Origin of the sequence: Komagataeibacter intermedius TF2 (assembly GCF_000964425.1) — a bacterium.
GTDB classification, from domain to species: domain Bacteria; phylum Pseudomonadota; class Alphaproteobacteria; order Acetobacterales; family Acetobacteraceae; genus Komagataeibacter; species Komagataeibacter intermedius.
The window spans coordinates 111,053-131,832 of the sequence record NZ_BANF01000027.1; the positions used below are offsets into that span (position 1 = coordinate 111,053).

General features: G+C 58.4%; 17 protein-coding genes. 7 read left to right on the plus strand and 10 right to left on the minus strand.

Going from position 1 to position 20,780, the window contains the following annotated elements; genetic code table 11:
* From B7449_RS05060 to B7449_RS05075, 4 genes are all read right to left on the minus strand, one after another.
* Nucleotides 1-1,602 carry a carboxylesterase/lipase family protein gene (locus B7449_RS05060; RefSeq protein WP_148431316.1) on the minus strand — a complete coding sequence of 534 codons (1,602 nt, stop codon included), beginning with the start codon at nucleotides 1,600-1,602 and terminating at the stop codon, nucleotides 1-3.
* A 31-nt stretch (nucleotides 1,603-1,633) separates the two neighbouring features.
* The gene (locus B7449_RS05065; protein WP_048883414.1) at nucleotides 1,634-3,856 is read right to left on the minus strand and encodes a TonB-dependent receptor; all 2,223 of its coding nucleotides are present in this window, start codon (nucleotides 3,854-3,856) and stop codon (nucleotides 1,634-1,636) included.
* Nucleotides 3,857-4,225: 369 nt separating this feature from the next.
* Complete coding sequence (locus B7449_RS05070; RefSeq protein ID WP_039734533.1) at nucleotides 4,226-5,446, minus strand: NAD(P)/FAD-dependent oxidoreductase; 1,221 nt, start codon at nucleotides 5,444-5,446, stop codon at nucleotides 4,226-4,228.
* Nucleotides 5,446-5,769, minus strand: coding sequence for a 2Fe-2S iron-sulfur cluster-binding protein (locus B7449_RS05075; RefSeq protein ID WP_039734563.1), 324 nt, complete (start codon nucleotides 5,767-5,769; stop codon nucleotides 5,446-5,448). Before B7449_RS05075 ends, B7449_RS05070 begins: the two co-directional genes overlap by 1 nt.
* A 189-nt stretch (nucleotides 5,770-5,958) precedes the next feature.
* Here B7449_RS05075 and B7449_RS05080 point away from each other — a divergent pair, with 189 nt between their 5' ends.
* The 6 genes from B7449_RS05080 (at nucleotide 5,959) to B7449_RS05105 (ending at nucleotide 13,241) form a co-directional block, all read left to right on the plus strand.
* Nucleotides 5,959-7,272, plus strand: coding sequence for an aromatic ring-hydroxylating dioxygenase subunit alpha (locus B7449_RS05080; RefSeq protein WP_039734534.1), 1,314 nt, complete (start codon nucleotides 5,959-5,961; stop codon nucleotides 7,270-7,272).
* Between the two features lie 14 nt (nucleotides 7,273-7,286).
* Nucleotides 7,287-8,723, plus strand: a complete 1,437-nt coding sequence (locus B7449_RS05085; protein ID WP_039734535.1) for a glutamine synthetase family protein — start codon at nucleotides 7,287-7,289, stop codon at nucleotides 8,721-8,723.
* Nucleotides 8,724-8,832: 109 nt separating this feature from the next.
* Nucleotides 8,833-9,639 (plus strand): IclR family transcriptional regulator domain-containing protein, encoded by an 807-nt coding sequence (locus B7449_RS05090; protein ID WP_039734537.1) that lies wholly within the window; start codon nucleotides 8,833-8,835, stop codon nucleotides 9,637-9,639.
* 194 nt (nucleotides 9,640-9,833) lie between these two features.
* Nucleotides 9,834-10,901 carry a lipase family protein gene (locus B7449_RS05095; protein WP_158003659.1) on the plus strand — a complete coding sequence of 356 codons (1,068 nt, stop codon included), beginning with the start codon at nucleotides 9,834-9,836 and terminating at the stop codon, nucleotides 10,899-10,901.
* Nucleotides 10,902-10,952: 51 nt separating this feature from the next.
* Nucleotides 10,953-12,410: an amidohydrolase family protein gene (locus B7449_RS05100; protein WP_158003660.1), complete on the plus strand. Its 1,458-nt coding sequence runs from the start codon at nucleotides 10,953-10,955 to the stop codon at nucleotides 12,408-12,410.
* Between the two features lie 57 nt (nucleotides 12,411-12,467).
* Nucleotides 12,468-13,241, plus strand: coding sequence for an N-acyl homoserine lactonase family protein (locus B7449_RS05105; RefSeq protein ID WP_039734539.1), 774 nt, complete (start codon nucleotides 12,468-12,470; stop codon nucleotides 13,239-13,241).
* 112 nt (nucleotides 13,242-13,353) lie between these two features.
* On the opposite strand, the gene glnT is transcribed toward B7449_RS05105, so the two are convergent.
* The 6 genes from glnT to B7449_RS05135 form a co-directional block, all read right to left on the minus strand.
* Nucleotides 13,354-14,682 carry a type III glutamate--ammonia ligase gene (glnT, locus tag B7449_RS05110; RefSeq protein ID WP_048883419.1) on the minus strand — a complete coding sequence of 443 codons (1,329 nt, stop codon included), beginning with the start codon at nucleotides 14,680-14,682 and terminating at the stop codon, nucleotides 13,354-13,356.
* 75 nt (nucleotides 14,683-14,757) lie between these two features.
* On the minus strand, nucleotides 14,758-16,095 hold the full coding sequence (locus tag B7449_RS05115) for an FMN-binding glutamate synthase family protein (RefSeq protein WP_039734540.1): 1,338 nt from the start codon (nucleotides 16,093-16,095) through the stop codon (nucleotides 14,758-14,760).
* Nucleotides 16,096-16,102: 7 nt separating this feature from the next.
* Nucleotides 16,103-16,789 (minus strand): GltB/FmdC/FwdC-like GXGXG domain-containing protein, encoded by a 687-nt coding sequence (locus B7449_RS05120; RefSeq protein WP_373321505.1) that lies wholly within the window; start codon nucleotides 16,787-16,789, stop codon nucleotides 16,103-16,105.
* A complete protein-coding gene (locus B7449_RS05125; protein ID WP_039734541.1) occupies nucleotides 16,786-17,685 on the minus strand; it encodes a class II glutamine amidotransferase in 900 nt (299 codons plus the stop codon). The genes B7449_RS05120 and B7449_RS05125 overlap by 4 nt, the downstream gene beginning before the upstream one ends.
* Nucleotides 17,686-17,787: 102 nt before the next feature.
* The gene (locus tag B7449_RS05130; RefSeq protein WP_039734542.1) at nucleotides 17,788-18,441 is read right to left on the minus strand and encodes a helix-turn-helix domain-containing protein; all 654 of its coding nucleotides are present in this window, start codon (nucleotides 18,439-18,441) and stop codon (nucleotides 17,788-17,790) included.
* Between the two features lie 25 nt (nucleotides 18,442-18,466).
* Nucleotides 18,467-19,435, minus strand: coding sequence for a LysR family transcriptional regulator (locus B7449_RS05135; RefSeq protein ID WP_039734568.1), 969 nt, complete (start codon nucleotides 19,433-19,435; stop codon nucleotides 18,467-18,469).
* A gap of 85 nt (nucleotides 19,436-19,520) precedes the next feature.
* Between B7449_RS05135 and B7449_RS05140 the strand changes: the two genes are divergently transcribed.
* Nucleotides 19,521-20,780, plus strand: a complete 1,260-nt coding sequence (locus tag B7449_RS05140) for a sarcosine oxidase subunit beta family protein (RefSeq protein WP_039734543.1) — start codon at nucleotides 19,521-19,523, stop codon at nucleotides 20,778-20,780.

Below are 20,780 nucleotides of genomic sequence, written 5' to 3' on the forward strand. Positions count from 1 at the left end.
TCAGCCCTGCTCCAGCACGCGGTTTTCCATGGCTTTTCCCAGAAGTGCCAGCCTTTCGTAATTTTCTATTGGCACAAGCACCGGGGGCCGCTCATCCAGCCGGAACAGTTGCCGCTGTCCGGGCGTGTAACGTGGCCACTGGGGCAGGCCCGCACCGTTCGGGTTGCCGTTTCGTGCAAAATTCAGCCAGTAGCCCGACATCCTGCGCATGAGATCTTCCTGTTCGTGCTGGCGTTCGGACCATATTGGCTGGGTCTTGAACACAAAGCCTATTTCCGCGCCATGAAACGCATATCCCGGCGGCGCTGCGGTGGCATTTTTCGCACCCCATACAGCCGGAAGCGCATATCTGTAGTCAAAACGGTAGGCATAGCTTGTACTGACGCGGGCCATCATCATGGCCAGGACAATACTGTTCCAGTTGAAAACCAGATCCCCGAATACATCGCGTCCCATTGTTGTGGGCGTCGCCCCGGGTTCCGCCTGCATCAGGGACAGCACCCTGCCCGCCTCATTGCCATATATCTGATGGACAGCCTTGCCCAGGCCAGCGGCCGTGCCATTGCCGATGGGCGGGAACAGGCTGCCTTCATCATGATTATGTCCGGCCATGACCGGCACCCGGGCGCAGTTTCCGGCCGCCAGCATGCGAAAGGGATGTTCAGGCACAAGGAAACCGTCAATCACGGGATAGAACTGCCAGCTGAACCCGTATTCCCTGATCAGGATCTCTGGCGGCAGGCTACGTAGCCCGGCGAGATCGGGGTGGCCGATCCGACGACCGAAAGCGGCGCCTGCCTGCTGCATTTCAGGCAGTCGTCCGAGGAGAATTTCGGAATCCGGCCGCCCCAGCGGCGCACCGCTCTGGGCAATGGCGCGATGGAACAGCCCGCGTGACTGGGGCATGACCAGATGGTAGGCCACACTGAATGCACCGGCGGACTGCCCAAAAATGGTAACATTGTCCGGATCGCCACCAAAGGCTTCAATATTGTCACGCACCCAGCGCAGGGCGGCGATCTGGTCCATCAGGCCATAATTGCCCGAGACGCCCTGGGGGGACTCCCGCGCCAGTTCCGGATGGGCAAAAGACCCCAGAATACCAACGCGGTAGTTCAGGGAGACGACAACCACGTCCTCAGCCGCAAGTGCCGCGCCATTATAATGCGGATCCGCACTGGATCCCATGATGAAGGCGCCGCCATAAATCCAGACCATGACCGGACGGAGCGTCCCGCGACGCGGGGGCGCCCAGACATTCAGCGTCAGGCAGTCCTCGCTCATGTCCGCAGGGGTAAAGGCGCTGTCCGTATCACCGGAGAGCGAGGATGGCGCATACGGGCTATGACCGAAATGATCGGCCCTGCGCACCCCTTTCCATGCCCTGACAGGCTGGGGAGGACGCCAGCGGAGCGGGCCGACAGGTGGCTCGGCATACGGAATGCCAAGCCATGCGGTCACACCAGGAACAGCGGTAGAGACACCTTCCAGCGCCCCGTCCTTTGTCCGTATGACGGCGGAATGGGCCTCTGCCTTACTCCATCCGAGCATGGTCAGCCCCGAGCCGATCATGAAACCGCGTCGTCCTGTCTGCCCTCGCACCACGAAGCGCCTCCCCTATTCCATAACAGTATTAAAAGCCGGCACTGACCGTCGCCATGACCATGAACGGTGTCGAAACATAGTATGTGGGAGCCCCACCCGCTGCGATTGTCGTGCCTTTCAGGCCGCGCGATGCATTGGCGCTTGTCTGCACACCATACACACCCGACAGGTAATGGTTGTTCGCCGCGTTGATCATGTTGACACGGATTTCGGGCCGCTTGAGGAAACCGACATTGTTGAACCGGTACCCACCCGTCAGATCGAGCTGCACGTAAGGATCGATGGACGCATCATTCATGAAAGTCGAATACTGCCGCCCGACCCATTTCACGCCCGCGTTGCCGAAGAAGTGGCCATCGTCATAATCAAGCGCGAAACCAAGCTGGTATTTCGGGGCTTCGACAGCGCTTTTTCCCTTCGTGCGCAGATAATCCGCACCGACCTGCAGGTTGCTGTCCTGGCGGGCATCCAGATATTCAGCCGAAATATAGGGCCGCAGATGGTGCCAGGGTCCCGTGCCCATTTCGAAGTCAACGCCACGGGCATGTTCCCCACCGCCATTGATTTCGGACGGGATCTGCTGCGAACCGCGATAGGTTTCCGTGCTGACCAGACGGTTGGTAAAGTTGTAGTTGAAGAAGGCGATCCGCGCCATCAGGAGCTTTGAAGTATACCGGTAGCCAATTTCTTCAGTAATGGAGTATTCAGGTTTCAGGGACGTATTTCCCGCCTTGGTCTCCACGCCATTATAGGTCCCTTCGAACAGGGCATTGGATGACGGAACACGGAAAGCAGTGCTTCCATTGACATAGAACTGATGATGACGGTTGAGCTTGAACGTCGCGCCGAACATGGGCAGCGGTTCGGCATTGTTGGTGTTGGCATTATACGGCACGCCCGGCAGGGAGTTGACACCCTGACGCGTCACCATCGCTTCACGGAAACCGGCCATCATCTTCAGGCGGTCATGCAGCAGCGAGACCGTATCGGCAATGTACAGCACATTTGTCGTAACATAGGAGTGCTGCGCCATGAGCGAGATCGGATGACCGTTATACGTGTAGTAGTTCGTGGTGCCCCATGGGTCCAGCGGCGCGCCACTGGAGCTTACGCGCCCGTAATTCGAATACAGATCATCATTTTCGTACTGGAACCAGTAACCAAATGTAAGGGAGTTATGCTTCGTTTTATATTCAAGGTTCGTATTGAAACCTGACCGGGACGTTTCCTCGATATAGGGCTCATAGACCATCGAACTTCCGCCGATTTTTCCATCGCCATTCAGATCGACAGGCACGCTTGTCAGACCGGAGTAAACCGCGTTTTCACTTACGGTACCGCCAAAGCCCGTGGTGCCGAACATATAATATGTATAAGGGGTGAAGTTTAATTTCAGATTCCTGGTGATATTGATGTTGGTGGGCAGGGACACCAGCAGTGACTCATAGGGGTTATCATGCAGCTTGTAGTATTTTGAATTGGTGCCATTAGCCCAGTTGTTGGTGTAATTGTACTGACCGCCCTGATTATACTGGGCCAGGGTCGGATAGTTGTAGTTGGAAATATCAAATTCGCTGAACGAAATCGTCAGCTTGGACCGGCTGCCATGTCCCCAGTCCTTCAGCAGGCCAAGGTCCATGTGGGTCTTGGAGTCATGACCGTAACCGCGTGTGTGGTTGCCTTCCGACTGCGAGACGGAGATGAACATGCGCACGCCGGACCGACCGATCTCACCCGTATCCACACGGACAAAGCCACGCGCCATGTCATACGAACCGCCGGTGGAATCCGCGGTAATATGGAAGTTTTTGGATGGATCACGGGTAAACATGGTGACGACACCACCGGACGCATTGACGGTTGGTGTTGAAATATCCGGCGAACCCTGATCCAGCCGCACGCGTTCCAGGTTTTCTGTATCGGCCCATTCCGCCGGATTGACCTGGCTGTTGTAGGTGCTGGTAACGGGAATGCCTTCGTATACAAACCCCATCTGGGATGAATCGAGGCCACGCACCGAAAGACCGCCCCCCCCGAACTGCATGTTGAAGGGATCGCTCGATGCGGCATTGGCGCCGGGTTCATATTTGAGCAGCTGGAATATGGACTGTGTTGGCGACTGTTTCGCAATGAAATCGTGGCTGACCGTACTGGCCGACTTGAAGCCCGTTTCAGCCGAGATCAGGCCACCCCCCATCTGCCGCCCCGTAACGCCAGTCGAAGAAATGGCGCCATCGGCGGTAACGGTCATCAGTTCAACTTTCTGAGCTTCCGTCCGGTCTGCCGTTTTTTGTGCCTTATGCTGGCTTGCCCGGGTCTGCTTTGTCGCAACCGCGCTCTGAGCGCTAGATTGTTGCGAATATGTTGCGGCAACCACGCAGCTCGCCAACAGGAAAATTCGTCTACTAACGCTCATCTTTTATCTCCGGCCTGCAGAATATTACGACAATCAACCAAGTGCGCCTGACCCCGGCATGTCGTTACGGTCCAGCACCAAAAATGTAGCATCGCATGCGGTGATAAGAAACTATTTTTCCTTTCAGGAATTATCTTAGACGTCAGGTGTAGCACCAAACACACACAAAACTGCACCTTAGGGAAAGTATAAGTTGTGCTAATTCTATACTTTCAGGTCCAACTTCCCTTCATGTTCAAAACGTTGCTGCTCCAACTTCTTGCCGGCAGCCATCGCCCTACGGATCTGCATGTGAATGGCGGGGTTGTTGACGGTCTCGGCCGCGCACAGATTTTTTTCTGAATCGAAATGAAAGAATGAGCCCTTTCCATTTTCGATATCCCCATGCGTGATGGACGAGACGGCATTATCCAGAAAACCGACAGTCTGCAGCTTTGACCCCATCTGGTCAGACCAGAACCATGGCACCGGCCTGTAGGGGGTCGGATTGCCTGCAATGGTGGCGGCGACCGTCCTTGCCTGATCATGCGCATTCTGAACGCATTCCAGCCGCACCATGCGATCAACCTGAGCAACGGAAAAGCGCGTACAGTCCCCGATCGCATAGACGCAGGGGTCATCCGTCCGGCAGAATTCATCCACCATGATGCCATCGGCGCACCGGATACCTGCCTGCAAGGCCAGTTCCTCATTGGGGACAATCCCAAGGCCCAGTATGACCACACTGGCTTTCACATCCGGCTGGCCATCCAGCACGACCGCGTCCACCACGCCATCGGATGTTTCAAACCCGACCATGGGCGTATTCAGCAAAAGGCGTGATCCCGCCAGCACATGCTGACGCGCCACCCAGTCCGACAGCAGGGGTGAAGCCGACCGGGACAGGAGACGGCCGGATGCTTCTATAATAACAACATCACGGCCAAACTGCGTCCTGACTGTCGCCGCCAGTTCCAGGCCAACATACCCGCCACCCACGATTGCGACGGTCCCGTCCGTCGCCTTCAGGGTACGGACGATCTGACGCGCATCGGCAAGGGTGCGCAGGACATGCACATTGCCAGGCATTTCCCCTTTCCGCCACAGCCGGGGGCGACTGCCCGTCGCCAGCACCAGGTTGTCGTATTCCAGCGTCTCGCCATTGGACAGTGTTACGGTGCGCGCTTCACGACAGATGAAGTCCGCGCGCAGCCCGCGCCTCAGTTCGACCTGTTCATCTGTATAGAAGGCGTGGCTTTTCAGCTCGATATCTTCTTCCGACACCTTTGCGCAGATGAAGGTCTTCGATAGCGGGGGACGATGGTACGGCAGGGCATCATCCTCGCCCACAAGGATGATGCGTTCGGCGTAACCTGCGTCCCTCAGGGCCGATGCACACTGCACGCCAGCATGCGAGGCACCAATGACAAGCGTCCCCTTTCCCATTAAAACTGGCACTCCGGCACATCAACGCCAAAGGTTTCCACATCATCCGGCACGGTAATCTGGCATGCCAGGCGACTGTTGGGGCGCCGTTCCGCCGCGACACCGTCAAGCATTTCGGATTCTTCTTCATTCGCAGGGGGGATCAGCCCCACGTATTCCGGTTCGACATAGACATGACATGTGGCGCACGCGCACGCCCCACCGCACTCCGCATCAATTCCACGGACGTTTCCCTGCACGGCGACCTGCATGACGGTCTGGCCAGACTTGGCGGCGACCGATCGGGCGGATCCGTCAGGTAGGTGGAAAATCACTTCGGTCATGCTTGACATCCCCAATACATGCAATTGAGCGGTACACATGTCGTAACAAGTTTATTGTCACGAGTGCGAAACAAGCTTGCTCTTCTTCCACAATTAGCGCAAGCATAATGTCCATATACGGAAGTCTTGTTCGCTAATCGGACAAGATACAGCAAATACATCTGACATCTCGCTGGAGTACCTCGCGATATGATGAGTTCGGAACAGAACGATTTCATAACAAGAATTTCCGCCGGTACACCGGCCGGCACGCTGTTGCGCCGTTACTGGCAACCGGTGGCGCTGTCGGACGAACTTGAAGGAAAACGGCCTATCCGGCCGGCCAGGCTGCTGGGGCAGGATCTGGTTGTCTTCCGCGATGAAACCGGCAGGCTGGGCGTTCTTGACCGTGACTGTCCACACCGGGGGGCGGACCTGGCATTCGGTCGGCTGGAAGACGGTGGCCTGCGCTGCCCGTTCCATGGCTGGCTTTTCGATGTGCAGGGCCAGTGCCTTGAAACCCCGGCCGAACCTGCAGGAAGCAGGCTGTGCAGGAAGATCCACCAGCGTTCGTACCCCGTCGTGGAAAAAAGCGGCATCATCTTCGCCTATCTTGGTGAAGGCGAGCCCCCGGCCTTCCCGGCCCTTGACTGTTTTCAGGCCCCCGACAGCCATGTCTTCGCGTTCAAGGGACTGATGGAATGCAACTGGCTTCAGGCGCTGGAAGTCGGGATCGACCCGGCGCATGCAAGCTTCCTGCATCGCTTTTTTGAAGATGACGAACCCGAATCCGCCTATGGCAGGCAGTTCCGAGCGACATCTTCGGACAGTGACATGCCGATGACACGCGTGTTGCGGGAATTCGATGCCCCCGCAATCGAGGTCGATAAAACCGATTACGGCCTGCAACTGATCGCCACCCGGCCGATGAGCGGTGACAAAACCCATGTCCGCGTCACCAACCTTTTGTTTCCGCAGGCATTTGTCATTCCGCTTTCAAGCGAAATGACCATCACGCAATGGCATGTACCGATCGATGATACATCATGCTACTGGTACGCCATCTTCACCAGCTTCACGACACCCGTGAACAAGACCCATATGCGCAACCAGCGTCTGGAACTGTATACACTGCCGGATTACAGGCCACGTGTCGGACGCCATAACAATTACGGCTTCAATGTCGAGGAACAGCTCCACAAGACATATACCGGCATGGGCGAAGACATTAACGTACATGACCAGTGGGCCGTTGAATCCCTCGGACCAATCCAGGACAGGACGCGCGAACACCTGGGGCAGAGCGACAAGGGCATTATCGCCTACCGGCGCATTCTGGTTGATGCGATCACCAGGGCCATGAACGGCGAAACCCCGCTTATGGTCCTGACAGCCGATGAAGCAGCTGCGATCCAGGGCCCCGCCACCATGGACGGGGTCGCCCCCAGCAACAGTATCGACACCTACTGGCGTCAGGTCGACGCCAACCGACGCAACGGAGCTTCCTGGAAAAAACGCGATTAAAAAGTAGCGAGACAATGTCCTTCATAGAAAAATACGATCTGTGGTCACTGGAGCAGCAGCAGGCGGCCAGGGAAGTCCAGAACCGGATCAGGGCTGGGGACCTGTCGGTGGTCAGGTTTTCTTTTCCTGACCAGCACGGGGTCCTGCGCGGCAAGACACTGGTTGCAGGCGGGGTGGAGGGCGCTTTTAAAAACGGCCTGACAATCGCGTCATCGCTGTTAATGAAAGATACGGCGCACCGCACGGTCATTTCCGTCTTCACGCCCCAGAATGTTCCGGGGCTGAAGGAAATGCGCGGGTCGGCCGACATGGTCATGGTGCCTGACCCCACGACGTTCCGGGTGCTGCCCTGGGCGCCGCATTCAGGCTGGGTGCTCTGTGACCTGTATTTCAGGGATGGCCGGCCCGTTCCGATCGCCACGCGCCACCTGTGCCACAATGCCATGAAGTCGCTGGCCGATCAGGGATATGATTTCATGTCGGGGCTGGAGGTCGAATTCCACCTTACGCGCATGGTCGATCCCCGGCTTGCGCTGTCGGATGCAGGCCAGCCGGGGGAACCGTCCTCGGTGGAACTGACCCATCGCGGGTACAACTACTTAACGGAACTGAATTACGATACGCTGGACCCGATTCTTGAAGTCCTGCGGGAAAATGTTCAGGGCCTTGGGCTCGACCTTGCCTCGCTGGAGGTGGAATTCGGGCCCAGCCAGGTGGAAATGGTCTTCAATGTCGGGCGGGGCAGCCAGCCTGCCGATGACATGGTCCTGTTCCGTGCCGCCGCAAAGCAGGTCTGCCAGCGTCATGGCTATCATGCCAGCTTCATGTGCCGACCCCGCCTGCCCTCGGTCATGTCAAGCGGGTGGCACCTGCATCAGTCGCTGTGCGATCGCCAGACCCACCGGAATGTTTTCGAACCATCCGGCCCGGCGGACGCCATGTCGGACATAGGGCTGCACTGGATGGGCGGCCTGCTGAAGAATGCTGCCGCGGCGGCTGTATTCTCCACCCCGACCATAAATGGGTACAAACGCTACCGTCCCTTCTCACTTGCGCCGGACCGGGCGGCATGGGGCATTGACAACAGGGGGGTCATGGTACGGGCGCTATGCGCGCCGGGCGACAGGGCGTCGCGCGTGGAAAACCGTGTGGGCGAACCCGCAGCCAACCCCTACCTGTACCTTGCATCGCAGGTCGTGGCAGGCATGGACGGGCTGGCCAGAAAGATCGACCCTGGTCCCCCGACCGAAACCCCTTATGACAACCAGAGCCCCCTTCTTCCCCAGACCCTGGCCGAAGCGGTGGACGCGCTGCAGACCAACGAAACATTCCGCGCAGCCTTCGGGGGGCTGTTCATAGATTATATAACGCAGATAAAACGATCAGAAATCAGGCGGTATGAACTGGAGGTCAGCGAATGGGAACAGCGGGAATATTTCGACCTGTTCTGACCCCTGCCACATTACGGACAGGCCACCCCTGTCATGGCCGGGATGTGCCGGTCCGTATGACATGACATATCCATGGCCAACCTGACATAAACATGGGAACCATCAGAACATGAGCCGGCTTCAGAACAGCAGCGCCGATGCACGGAGTACAAACCCGGCTGGCAGGGATTTTTCGGAAGCACTGGCGCGTGGCCTTGCCGTTCTCGGGACTTTCTCATCCGACAGCCGGGCCATGACGCTAAGTGAAATCGCACGGAAGCTGGACCTTCCCCGCGCGACCGTGCGCCGCGCGCTTCTGACCCTTGTACATCTGGGCTATCTTGCCGAAGAAGGACGGCTGTTCAGGATCCAGCCCAAGATTCTGGAACTGGCCAGCAGTTATCTTGATACCAACCCCATATCGTCCATTCTCCAGCCATTGTGCGAACGACTGGCCACCGAACTGGACGCCAACTGTTCCGTCGCGGTCATGGACCAGACCGAAGCCCTGATGATCGCCTATGCTTCCCCCGGGAAATCTCCGACGTACCAGATCCGGGAAAACATCGGCATGCGGCTGCCCGCATATTGCAGCGCTGTCGGGCGTATCCTGATTTCCGCCCTCCCGCCCGAGGAACGTGACGCATTCCTCCAGAACCTGTCACCCGTACCTCTGACGCCATTTACGGTGACGGACAAACAGCGGTTAAGTGACATCTTCGCCCATACTGCCGAGACAGGTTTCTGTATTGTCGAACAGGAAGTCGAGATCGGGTACTGTTCGATTGCCGTTCCACTGATCCGGCGTGATGGGGTGCAGGTCGCCGCCCTGAACATGGGGACCCGCGTCGAGAAGATCAGTTCCCCCGAGAAAAAAGAGAGCATTATTCCGGTTCTGCATCAGGCATGTTCGGAAATAAGGAACCAGTTACTATGATACCAAAGTCTTGCTTGCTTTTATCCGTTGCTGCTGGCCTGACACTGGGCAGCGCGCATGCAGAAGGTGTTCTGGCCCCGCTCCCGCCCTTTTATGAATGGTCGGAACCTGTATCGGCTGCTCCGGGCACGATGCTCCGCACGGAAAAACTGACCGAGTCCTGGCTGCCCCCTGCGACAGGGAAAGCGCTGCGCATGCTGTACAGTTCCACGAATGGCCTGAACAATACAGAAAAGACCGCCGTATCGGGCTACATACTGTTTCCAAAATCCGCTCCCCCAAAAGGCGGCTGGCCGCTGGTTTCATGGGAACATGGCACCGTGGGCTTTGCCGATCAGTGCGCCCCGTCCCGGCGCGGGCCCAGTCCGCGCGATCAGGCCTATCTGGACGCATGGCTGAAAAAGGGATTTGCCGTTGTCGCAACGGATTACCAGGGACTGGGGACAGAAGGTCTGCATCCTTACCTGCTCTACCGGCCCGAAGCCTATAGCGCCCTTGATGCCGCGCGTGCGGTTATTGGCGACAGATCACTGAATATCCAGAACCGGATCGTCCTGATCGGACAGTCACAGGGTGCGGGTGCCGCACTGGCTGCCGCATGGGAATATCCGCATTACGCACCGCAACTGCATATTGTCGGTGGGGTGCTGACCGGACTGGTGACCGCCATTGGCGATAAGGAACGTAAAGGACAGACAAGCGTCGACAGGCATTATACGACCATCATGAAAATGGACCCTGCCTTTGCAATGCTGCGGCTGGCGGGCAGTGACCAGGCCATCGCGCCCCGGACCGACCTGCCTGCCTATCTGTCGGAAAAGGGAAAGGCGCTTTACAAGACGGCAAACGAGGGCTGTCTTCATGATCTGTTCAATCAGGCAAAGGCGCTTGATATCCATGAGGGCGGTGAACTGGTCAAGTCGGATCTTCCGCCATCCGATGCCAAATTCAACACCTATTTCGATCTGCCGGATGGCCATGTGACCATACCGCTTTTTGTCGGCACGGGCCTTTCCGATAACATGGCAGGCACCAACGGACAGTATGAAGCAGTCAAGACGCTGTGCCAGGCTGGCACATCCGTTGCCTGGTACAAATATCCCGGACTGACCCATAGTGGTACCGTCAATTACGCACTGCAGGATTCATGGCCCTTTGTTCAGGACGTCATGGATGGCAGGACAGTGCCCTCCTCCTGTCATGACCTTGCGGAACCTGGTCCCATACAGCCCCCGCGAACGGACGTGAAATTCAATAACTAAGCTTCCGGTATCAACCGGGATAATCGCAGTTTTCTGTTTATGGATGACACCATGGATCTGGATGTAGACTATCTTCTGGCCAACCCGACGGATCCTGAACTGGTGGCCAACCAGCGCCTGTGCCTGAACGGCAGGCATATCGCGCGTATTGTCCCCTCTCCTGATCCGGGTGGGACATCGCCCCGGGTGGCCATGCCGCCCTTTGCCAACGCGCATGACCATGGACGCGGTTTTCCCACCCTGTCTGTTGGCATAGCCGATGGTCCGCTGGAAATATGGATGGCGCGCCTTGGGCTGGAGCCGCGCGCCCTTTCCTATCTCAGCACGGCCTGCGCCTTTACCCGCATGGCGGAAGCCGGAATCGGTGCTGTGGTACACTGCCATAACACGCAGGATGGCCGCAGATTGCTGGAAGAAGCGCAAGGCGTGGCGCAGGCAGCCCGGCAGGTCGGGATCCGTGTTGCGTTCGCCCTGCCCTTTGCGGGGGAAAACCCGTTTGTCTATGGCGAAACGGCAGATCTGGCGCGCTTTGTCGATAATCCGCAGGCTCACCCGCAGCTATGGGCAGATCGCCATAAACGCACACTGGAAGACGGGCTGCATATCTTTGAAGAACTGAAGGCGCTGGAAACGGATACTTTCACCATACAGTTTGGCCCCGTTGGCCCGCAATGGACCAACCGGGAAACGCTTGAAAGGATTGCCGAGATTTCGGCGGTCGAAAACCGCCGTGTCCACATGCATTTCCTTGAAACAAAACTGCAGCGGGACTGGGCCGATCATCACTTCCCGCAGGGTATCGTAACCTATTTTGATGAAATTGGCCTGCTCAGTCCCCGCCTTACCCTTGCACATTGTGTCTGGCTTCAGCCGTGGGAACTGGAACTGCTGACACAACGCGGCGTCACGATCGCATGCAACCTGTCATCCAACATGCGTCTGTGCTCCGGCTTCCCGCCCCTGCCCCGGATCGTCCGTTCAGGCATTACGTTTGGTATCGGCCTGGATGGAATGGCGCTGGAAGACGATGACGATATCCTGCGTGAAGCACGCCTTGTGAGGGGCATAACGCAGGCCCTGGCCCCCGGCATTGACGGCCCGGGCGACATGAACCTGATGCTGCCCGCCTGCCTGAAGGCATTGATGCAGGATGGACGGTACCTTGTGACCGGATCGCGCGATGGAGGCCGTCTGGCCACAGGGGAGGTTGCGGATGTCGTTGTGCTGGATACCGGACGCATTCATGCGGCAGGTCCCGCCATGCCCCTGACCCCTGACATACTGATGTCGCGCCTGACACATCAGGACGTGGACAGCCTGATCATAAACGGGAAAACCATTGTCGAAAACGGTCGGTGCCGCACGGTCTCAAGATCCGACATTGAAGCAGAACTGCGCAGTACCGCCCGGTTCATCGATGCAAGGACCAATATGGACAGACAGGCGCATGACCTGCAGATGCACGACGGCATAAGACGCTTCTATCGGTCCGGTGCGCATACGGCCTGACTACGGTCCAATACAGATGACATACATGCAACAGACAACATACCATGGAGAAGTGGCATGACGGCCGTCGAACGTCTTTATATTCTTCTGTGTGGATATGAAGTCATACCCAAATCCGTCTCCACCCTGGGCCATGGGCAGAATTTCATGATCTGTGCCCCGATCTGTGTCTACCTGCTGAAAACGTTGACAGGGTGGACAATGCTCGATACTGGTCTGGACCCTTTTTATATTTCAACCGAGAAAAACAAAGCCAGATATTTTTCCGATTATGGCGTAACACCGCCCATTATCCGCGAAGGGCATGATCTTGAAGGACTGCTTGCGGAAATCGGCATCGGGCTGGACGACATTTCCGACGTCATTATTTCCCATCTGCACTATGATCATTCCGGATACATAAAAAAGCTTCCCAATGCCGTCATTCATATACAGGAAGCAGAATACTCTTACGCCATGGAGAGCAAGGAATACGGCTATTTTACCGAAGACTTCGCCAGTGATGATATTGCATGGACCTTCCATAACGGTGACTGGAACCTGTGCCCCGGGCTGGACCTGATTGCAACATGCGGTCATACGCCGGGGCACCAGTCGGCAATTGTTACCCTGCCCAGTTCGGGTAAAAAGATACTGACATTCGATGCCGGTGATTTACGCGAGAACTTTGCGCATGAAGTGCTGCCCGGGGTCACCTATGATGCCGAAGCGGCCCTTGAGTCCATCCAGCGGATCAATGCCCTTTCCCAGCGTTTCAATGCGGAACTCATCCTGTTCCATGACCCGCAGGAAATACAGGAACTGCCGCTATCCCCCAATTTCTATGCCTGAATGACCGGAATGCGGGCCGTAACGGACAAAGCGGCCCGCCCCATTTGCACCATGAAAACAGGCGGGAACCTGCCGGTCACCCGCCCTGCGCGCGTACACGTTTCATGTTTCTTCAGCAATCAAGTGTCGCCTGCCGCTCCCATGTGGACAGATGCCCACAATAGGCGTTCCACTCCCCCATTTTCAGGTTGATATAGGGGGTGACCAGCCCATCGCCCAGCAGTCGCCGCATCGCCGTGGACGTATCCAGCGCACGGACGGCATCCAGCAGGTTCAGGGGCAGTTTCTTGGCATCCGGGACGGTATGGCCGTGCGTGTACATGTTGATGTCCAGCGGCTTGCCCGGGTCAAGCCTGCGTTCCAGCCCATCCAGCCCGGCCGCCAGCAGGGAAGCCTGCAGCAGGTAAGGATTGGCCGCGCCATCGGGCAGTCGCATTTCAAAACGCCCCTTGCCCGGCACACGGATCATGTGGGTCCGGTTGTCCCCGGCATACGTAACGGAATTGGGGGACCACGTAGCGCCTGAAACCGTCCGCGGCGCATTGATGCGCTTGTAGGAATTCACCACGGGATTAAGGAAGGCGCACAGCGCATCCGCATTTTCGATCAGGCCACCGACAAAATGATACCCCTGCGCGGACAGTCCCAGCGGATCGCCGTCCGCATGACAGACATTCCTGCCGTTGTTCCACAGCGAGATATGCGCATGACAGCCGCTGCCCGTCAGGTTGACGAAGGGTTTGGGCATGAATGTCGCCCGCAATCCATGCTTCTCGGCAATGGAGCGCGTCATGAATTTGAAAAATACATGACGGTCCGCAGTGACCATGGCCTCATCGAATATCCAGTTCATCTCGAACTGGCCATTCGCGTCCTCATGGTCATTCTGGTAGGGTTGCCAGCCCAGATCCAGCATCGCATCGCATATTTCGGTAACGACATCGTACTGCCGCATCAAGGCCGATGCATCATAACATGATTTGGCAGCATTATCGTGCGGGTCACCAATGGCCTGCCCATCCGGTGTCAGCAGAAAGAATTCGCACTCTACCCCGGTCTTGACCGTCAGTCCGGCCTGCGCCGCCCGGACAATCATCCGGCGTAATGTATTGCGTGGCCCCTGTTCGATCCACTGCCCATGCATTTTCAGGTCGGATGCCAGCCAGCCAACTTCAGGCTTCCATGGCAGCTGGATCAGTGTCGTGGGGTCGGGTACGGCAACCAGGTCAGGATCAGCAGGAGAAAGCTGGAACGCAGCCGCAAACCCCGCAAATCCGGCCCCGTTCTTCTGCATTTCCTTTATGGCGACAGCCGGTACCAGTTTCGCCCGCTGTGCGCCAGACAGATCGGTATAGGAAATGAGAAAGTATTTTATTCCCCGTTCTTCAGCTACGGCTGCAAGATCGACAGGCGACCGCTGCGGGATAATATCTTGAACCATAAGCAGGATATCCGTGTTCAGTGTCGTCGAAAAATCTGAAAAGGAGCACCCGCGCGAAGGTACTCCGCCATGTCTTCAGAAGCCTTGCCTGCCCGGGTACCATTCCGTCCCGGCCAGGGGGATGCGGGTCATGGCGGCTGCTTCCATCGTCAACGCGACAAGGTCTTCGGGTTCAAGATTATGCAGGTGGCTCTTTCCGCATGCGCGGGCAATCGCCTGCGCTTCCATCGTCATGACGGACAGGTAATTGGCAATCCGCCGCCCCCCCAGAATGGGATCAAGGCGTGCGGCCAGTTCCGGATCCTGCGTAGTGATGCCGGCGGGATCGCGTCCGTCCTGCCAGTCATCATACGCACCGGGAACCGTGCCCAGCCGGGCGTATTCGTCCGCCAGTTCCGGGCTCTGGTCACCCAGTGCGATCAGGGCGGCGGTGCCAATGGCCACCGCATCCGCCCCCAGCGCCAGGGCCTTGGCCATGTCCGCGCCGCTGCGGATGCCGCCAGACACGATCAGCTGCACCTTGCGGTGCATGCCCAGATCCTGCAGCGCCTGCACGGCAGGGCGAATGGCCGACAGGATGGGCAGGCCGACATGTTCAATAAAGACTTCCTGCGTTGCCGCCGTGCCGCCCTGCATCCCGTCAAGGACCACGACATCCGCCCCGGCCTTTACCGCCAGCGACACATCGTAATAGGGACGGCTTGCGCCCACCTTGATATAGATGGGCTTTTCCCACGCCGTAATTTCCCGCAGTTCCTCGATCTTGATTTCAAGATCGTCCGGCCCCGTCCAGTCCGGGTGGCGGCAGGCGGAACGCTGGTCGATGCCTTCGGGCAGGTCGCGCATCCTGGCTACACGGCTGGAAATCTTCTGCCCCAGCAGCATGCCGCCGCCGCCGGGCTTCGCCCCCTGTCCCACCACCACTTCAATCGCGTCCGCACGGCGCAGGTCATCAGGGTTCATGCCATAGCGCGAAGGCAGGTACTGGTAGACAAGGGTTGAGGAATGTCCCCGCTCCTCCGGCGTCATGCCGCCATCACCTGTTGTCGTGGAGGTCCCGACCGCGCTGGCCCCGCGCCCCAGTGCTTCCTTGGCCTGTGCTGACAGCGCGCCAAAGGACATGCCCGCGATGGTCACCGGCGTCTTGAGGTGAATGGGTTTTTTCGCGAACCGCGTGCCCAGCACGACATCCGTGTCACAGCGTTCGCGGTAGCCTTCCAGCGGATAGCGGGAAATGGATGCCCCAAGGAACAGCAGGTCATCAAAATGGGGCAGCTTGCGTTTTGTTCCTGCGCCGCGGATGTCATAAATCCCGGTGGCGGCGGCGCGCTGGATTTCGGAAATGGTGAAAGGGTCGAATGTTGCGGAAAAACGCGGCTTCGTTCGCGGAGTCTTCTTGGTATTGTCTGTCATGGTGGCCTCAGTACGCCGCGGCGTTATCAACATGGAAATGGTACAGGCGACGCGCGGATCCATAGAGACGGAAGCTGTCCGCCGGATATTCGCTCACACCCGCGCGGTCCAGCAGGGACCGCAGGTGGGCCAGATCGTCAGCCGTCATGTCCTTTTCCTCGCAATCCGCGCCCAGGCTCCTGACTTCGCCACGCACGAAAATCTTCGCTTCGTACAGGCTGTCCCCCAGCGCTTCGCCCGCATCCCCACAGATGACCAGCGTGCCGGACTGCGCCATGAAGGCGCTCATATGCCCGACCGAACCACGCACCACGATTTCGATGCCCTTCATCGATATGCCGCAGCGCGCCCCGGCATCCCCATCAATCACCAGCAGCCCGCCGTGTCCCGTGGCGCCCGCTGCCATGCTGGCGTTGCCGCGCACGTGGGTACTGCCACTCATCATGTTTTCAGCAACGCCGGGACCGGCATTGCCTTCAATGGTGATGTTGGCGTGCTTGTTCATGCCGCCTGCGTAATATCCGGCCTGCCCGTCAATCACGACATCAATCGGAGCATTCAGACCAACGGCAAGGGCATGCCGGCCCTGAGGATTGCGGATGATCCATGCCCCTGTCGCATCCTCGCCCTGTAGCTGGCTGTTGGCTTCACGGAGCGTGCACCGGACCAGGTCGATTTCCTGCATGTTGCTCATGCCGCATGTTCCCAGTGATAGACGCGCTGTGGTTCAGGTTCAAAAACGGTTGCCTGCCCGATGCCTGGCAGCCGGGCGAATGCACGGTATTCGGAAGCGAACGCGACATAGTCATCCGTTTCCGCAATGACGGCAGGCTTGCATGCCACCGGGTCCCGCAGGACCGCGAACCCGTCGCGCGTGCCGACGACAAAGGTGTAAAAACCATCAAGATCCGTAAGCGAGGCCGTCAGCGCCTCATCCAGCCGTTCACCGTGTGACAGACGCCACGACAGATAGCCCGCGGCAACTTCCGAATCATTTTCGGTGGCGAATTTCAATCCTTCGCGCACCAGCTGGCGGCGCAGGGTATTATGGTTCGACAGGGAACCGTTATGCACAAGACACTGGTCCGGGCCGGTCGAAAACGGGTGCGCGCCAGCTGTCGTCACGGCGGATTCCGTCGCCATGCGGGTATGCCCGATGGCGTGGGTGCCACGCATGCCCGCAAGGTCGAAGCGGGTTGCGACATCTTCCGGCAGACCGACACCTTTATACAACTCGATGCTGTCACCGCTGGAAACGAATGTAATCCCGTGGCCGAATGCGTCGATGAACCGGCGCGCGGTCTTTTCATGTTCGGTCGGCAGAGTAATGACCGTGTGGTCATCGCGGCAGGTCATGGTTATTTCAGGACCAGCAATATCCGCCAGCCCTTTTTCAAAGCGTGCGGCCTGCGCGGGGGCGACGCCACGCACCGTAATCTTGGTCTGCCCGCGTCGTGCGCCGCCATAGACGGCAAAGCCTGCGCTGTCGGGCCCGCGCTCCGTCATGACCTTCAGCATCTGGGATGTCAGAAGCCCCAGTTCAGATTGAAGATCGGGATTTTTCAAAAACAACCCAACGATGCCACACATCGTCATTTCTCCGCCGAAAGAGGAAAAGATGTGACCATAAAGCCCTCATCTCCCCACCCTGTCAACGCAAAAGAACAAAACTTTCTTTAAAGGAAATTCCCGTCAGTCGTCCTGTCGCATATATATAATAATCGACAGGTAATTCATTGGTTTCTCTATCAATAGCTCCGGACCATGCGGGGCCTGGCAATCGAACATCAGTGTGTCCCCTGCCCCCATCTCATATGACTCGTTACCATGACGGTATAACACGCGACCGCTGAGCATGTAGATGATTTCCACCCCCTGATGGCGGAAACTGGTATACGGCTTCGCATCTTCATGCAGGGTGATCAGATAGGGTTCAACCACCAGGGTGCCATCCAGCAAATGTCCCAGCAACTGGTATTCATGACCGGCTTTCGTGCCCCGGCGTTCAATGACAACCCCCTGTCCCGCCTTGACAAAGGAACAGTCGCGCTGCTCCTCAAACGTGGCGAACAGCTGGCTGAGCGGTACATTCAGCGCACGGCATACGGATTGCAGGGTGGATAACGAGGGCGAAATCTGCCCGTTTTCTATTTTCGACAGCATGCCCAGCGATATGCCCGCGCCGCTGGCCAGATCAGCGCCAGTCAGTTCGGCCTTGCGCCGCAGATGGCGGATCTGCGCGCCCAGCGACTCTTCGAGCGTCAGTTCACGGACCGGACCGGCGGATGAGCCGGTGATCAGTTCGGTGGTCTTTTTTTCAGAACGGGGCTTGCGCGCGGTACTCATGTCTCTTCTCCCGGAAAGGCAAAAATCAGGACAGGACGTCCATCTGGTCGGCAAAGGCAGGGAAGCAGGCGGCCAGTTCACCCAGCGTCCGGTCCATGAGGACAGCCCGGAGCGATCTGGCAAAATCCAGCGGCAGACGCCCGAATTCGCGCCGCCGCGCCACCAGCGTCAGCCTACGGCGCAGCGTGCCGTTCGGCAGTGGATGACATACCAGCCCGTCACCACCATCGAAGCCAGCCTCATACATGCATAGCGGCGTGGTAATGGCGACACCCCCCAGCCTGCAGGCGGCCAGGACCCCCTCCGGACGGTCAAATTCCTGGCCATAGGGAATGTCCAGATTCAGCCGCCGCAGGTATCGTTCCACCTCCATGCCCGTGCGTGAGCGCAGGGAAAACCGCACGAAAGGGTGGGCTGCGAAAAATCCCGGCAGGTCCGGCAGCCGTGAAGGTGGCTGCAGCCCGGCGGGGCACAGCAGCATGTATGGCTCCTCGAACAGTGGCCAGCGCTCCAGATCCGCGACATCTTCCAGGTCATCGACACTGAGGACAAAATCAATCTGCCGGGTCAGCAGGGCGGTGACATGGGACTCGGTCAGGCCGGCATGCACCACCAGCCGGTCCACGCGGTCGCGCATGAAATGCGATACATCGCCCATTACGGCACGCGACAGGGAATCGACTATGCCGATACGCAGCAGGTCGACCCGGCCGGAGCGCATTTCATGCAGGCGTCCGACGATCTGACGCATCTCGACCATCAGCCCGACTGCATACTGACGCAGCACCGTGCCCGCCGCCGTCAGCACCATGGGGCGCACCCCGCGGTCAAACAGTTGCGTTCCCACCCGCTTTTCCAGCTCGGCGACTGTCTGTGACACGGCGGGCTGGGTTATGCCCAGCATCCGTCCCGCCGCCGCCATGCTGCCGTTGTCGCATACGGCAAGAAAGACGTTCAGCGCGGACAGGTCAAACGGGGGAGCGTTCAATGACATCATCCCATACCATAAGAAAAATTTATAATGTCTCCATTATGAAAGCCGTTAGCATGGACTACGGTGGCAGAGCGAAGACTTCGTAATGAAAAGTAATCATTATTCCATTTTTACCCTTCTGAGGGAAGCTCTGCGCGGGCAGGCGGGCTGGCGCCCCGTATGGCGGGACGCACGGCCACAGCCCGCCTATGACGTTGTAATCGTGGGGGGCGGCGGCCATGGCCTGGCCACCGCCTATTACCTTGCCCGGCGGTATGGCATCCACCGCGTGGCGGTCGTGGAAAAGGGCTGGATCGGCAACGGCAATATCGGCCGCAACACGACCATCATCCGTTCGAACTACCTGCTGTCGGGCAATATTCCCTTCTACGAATGTTCCATGAAATTATGGGAAGGACTGGAGCAGGACATCAATTACAACGCCATGGTCAGCCAGCGCGGCGTGCTCAACCTGTTCCATAACGATGCCCAGCGCAACGCCTATACCCGCCGGGGCAACGCCATGCGGCTGCACGGGGTAGATGCGCGGTTGCTGGACGCGGCAGCAGTACGCCGGAAGCTGCCGTTCCTGAATTATGATGCCGCCCGTTTCCCCATACTGGGCGGCCTGCTGCAAAAACGCGGCGGCACAGTGCGGCATGACGCCGTGGCGTGGGGTTTCGCCCGGGCGGCCGACCGGCTGGGTGTGGATATCATCCAGAACTGCGAAGTCACCGGCATCCGCATGCATGCGGGTCAGGCGGTCGGGGTTGAAACCACGCGCGGGTTCATTGGCGCGGGGCGCGTGGGACTGTCATGTGCCGGCAATTCGTCACGGGTCGCGGCCATGGCGGGCCTGCGCCTGCCGATTGAAAGCCATGTACTGCAGGCCTTTGTCAGCGAAGGTCTGAAGCCATTCATCGACTGCGTGGTGACGTTTGGCGCGGGCCACTTCTACATCAGCCAGTCCGACAAGGGCGGGCTGGTGTTTGGTGGTGATATCGACGGCTATAATTCATATGCCCAGCGCGGAAACATGCCGGTCATCGAGGACGTGTGCGAAGGCGGCATGGCGCTCATGCCCCGGATTGGCCGTGTCCGGCTGCTGCGCCACTGGGCCGGCCTCATGGACATGAGCATGGATGGCAGCCCCATCATCGACAGGACACCGGTGGACGGCCTCTATCTCAACGCCGGGTGGTGTTATGGCGGGTTCAAGGCAACACCTGCATCAGGTCTGTGTTTCGCACACCTGATCGCACGTAACGAACCCCATCCGGTCGCAACCGCATACCGGCTGGACCGCTTCGGCCGCGGGGCCGTGATCGACGAAAAAGGCATGGGCGCGCAGCCCAATCTGCACTGA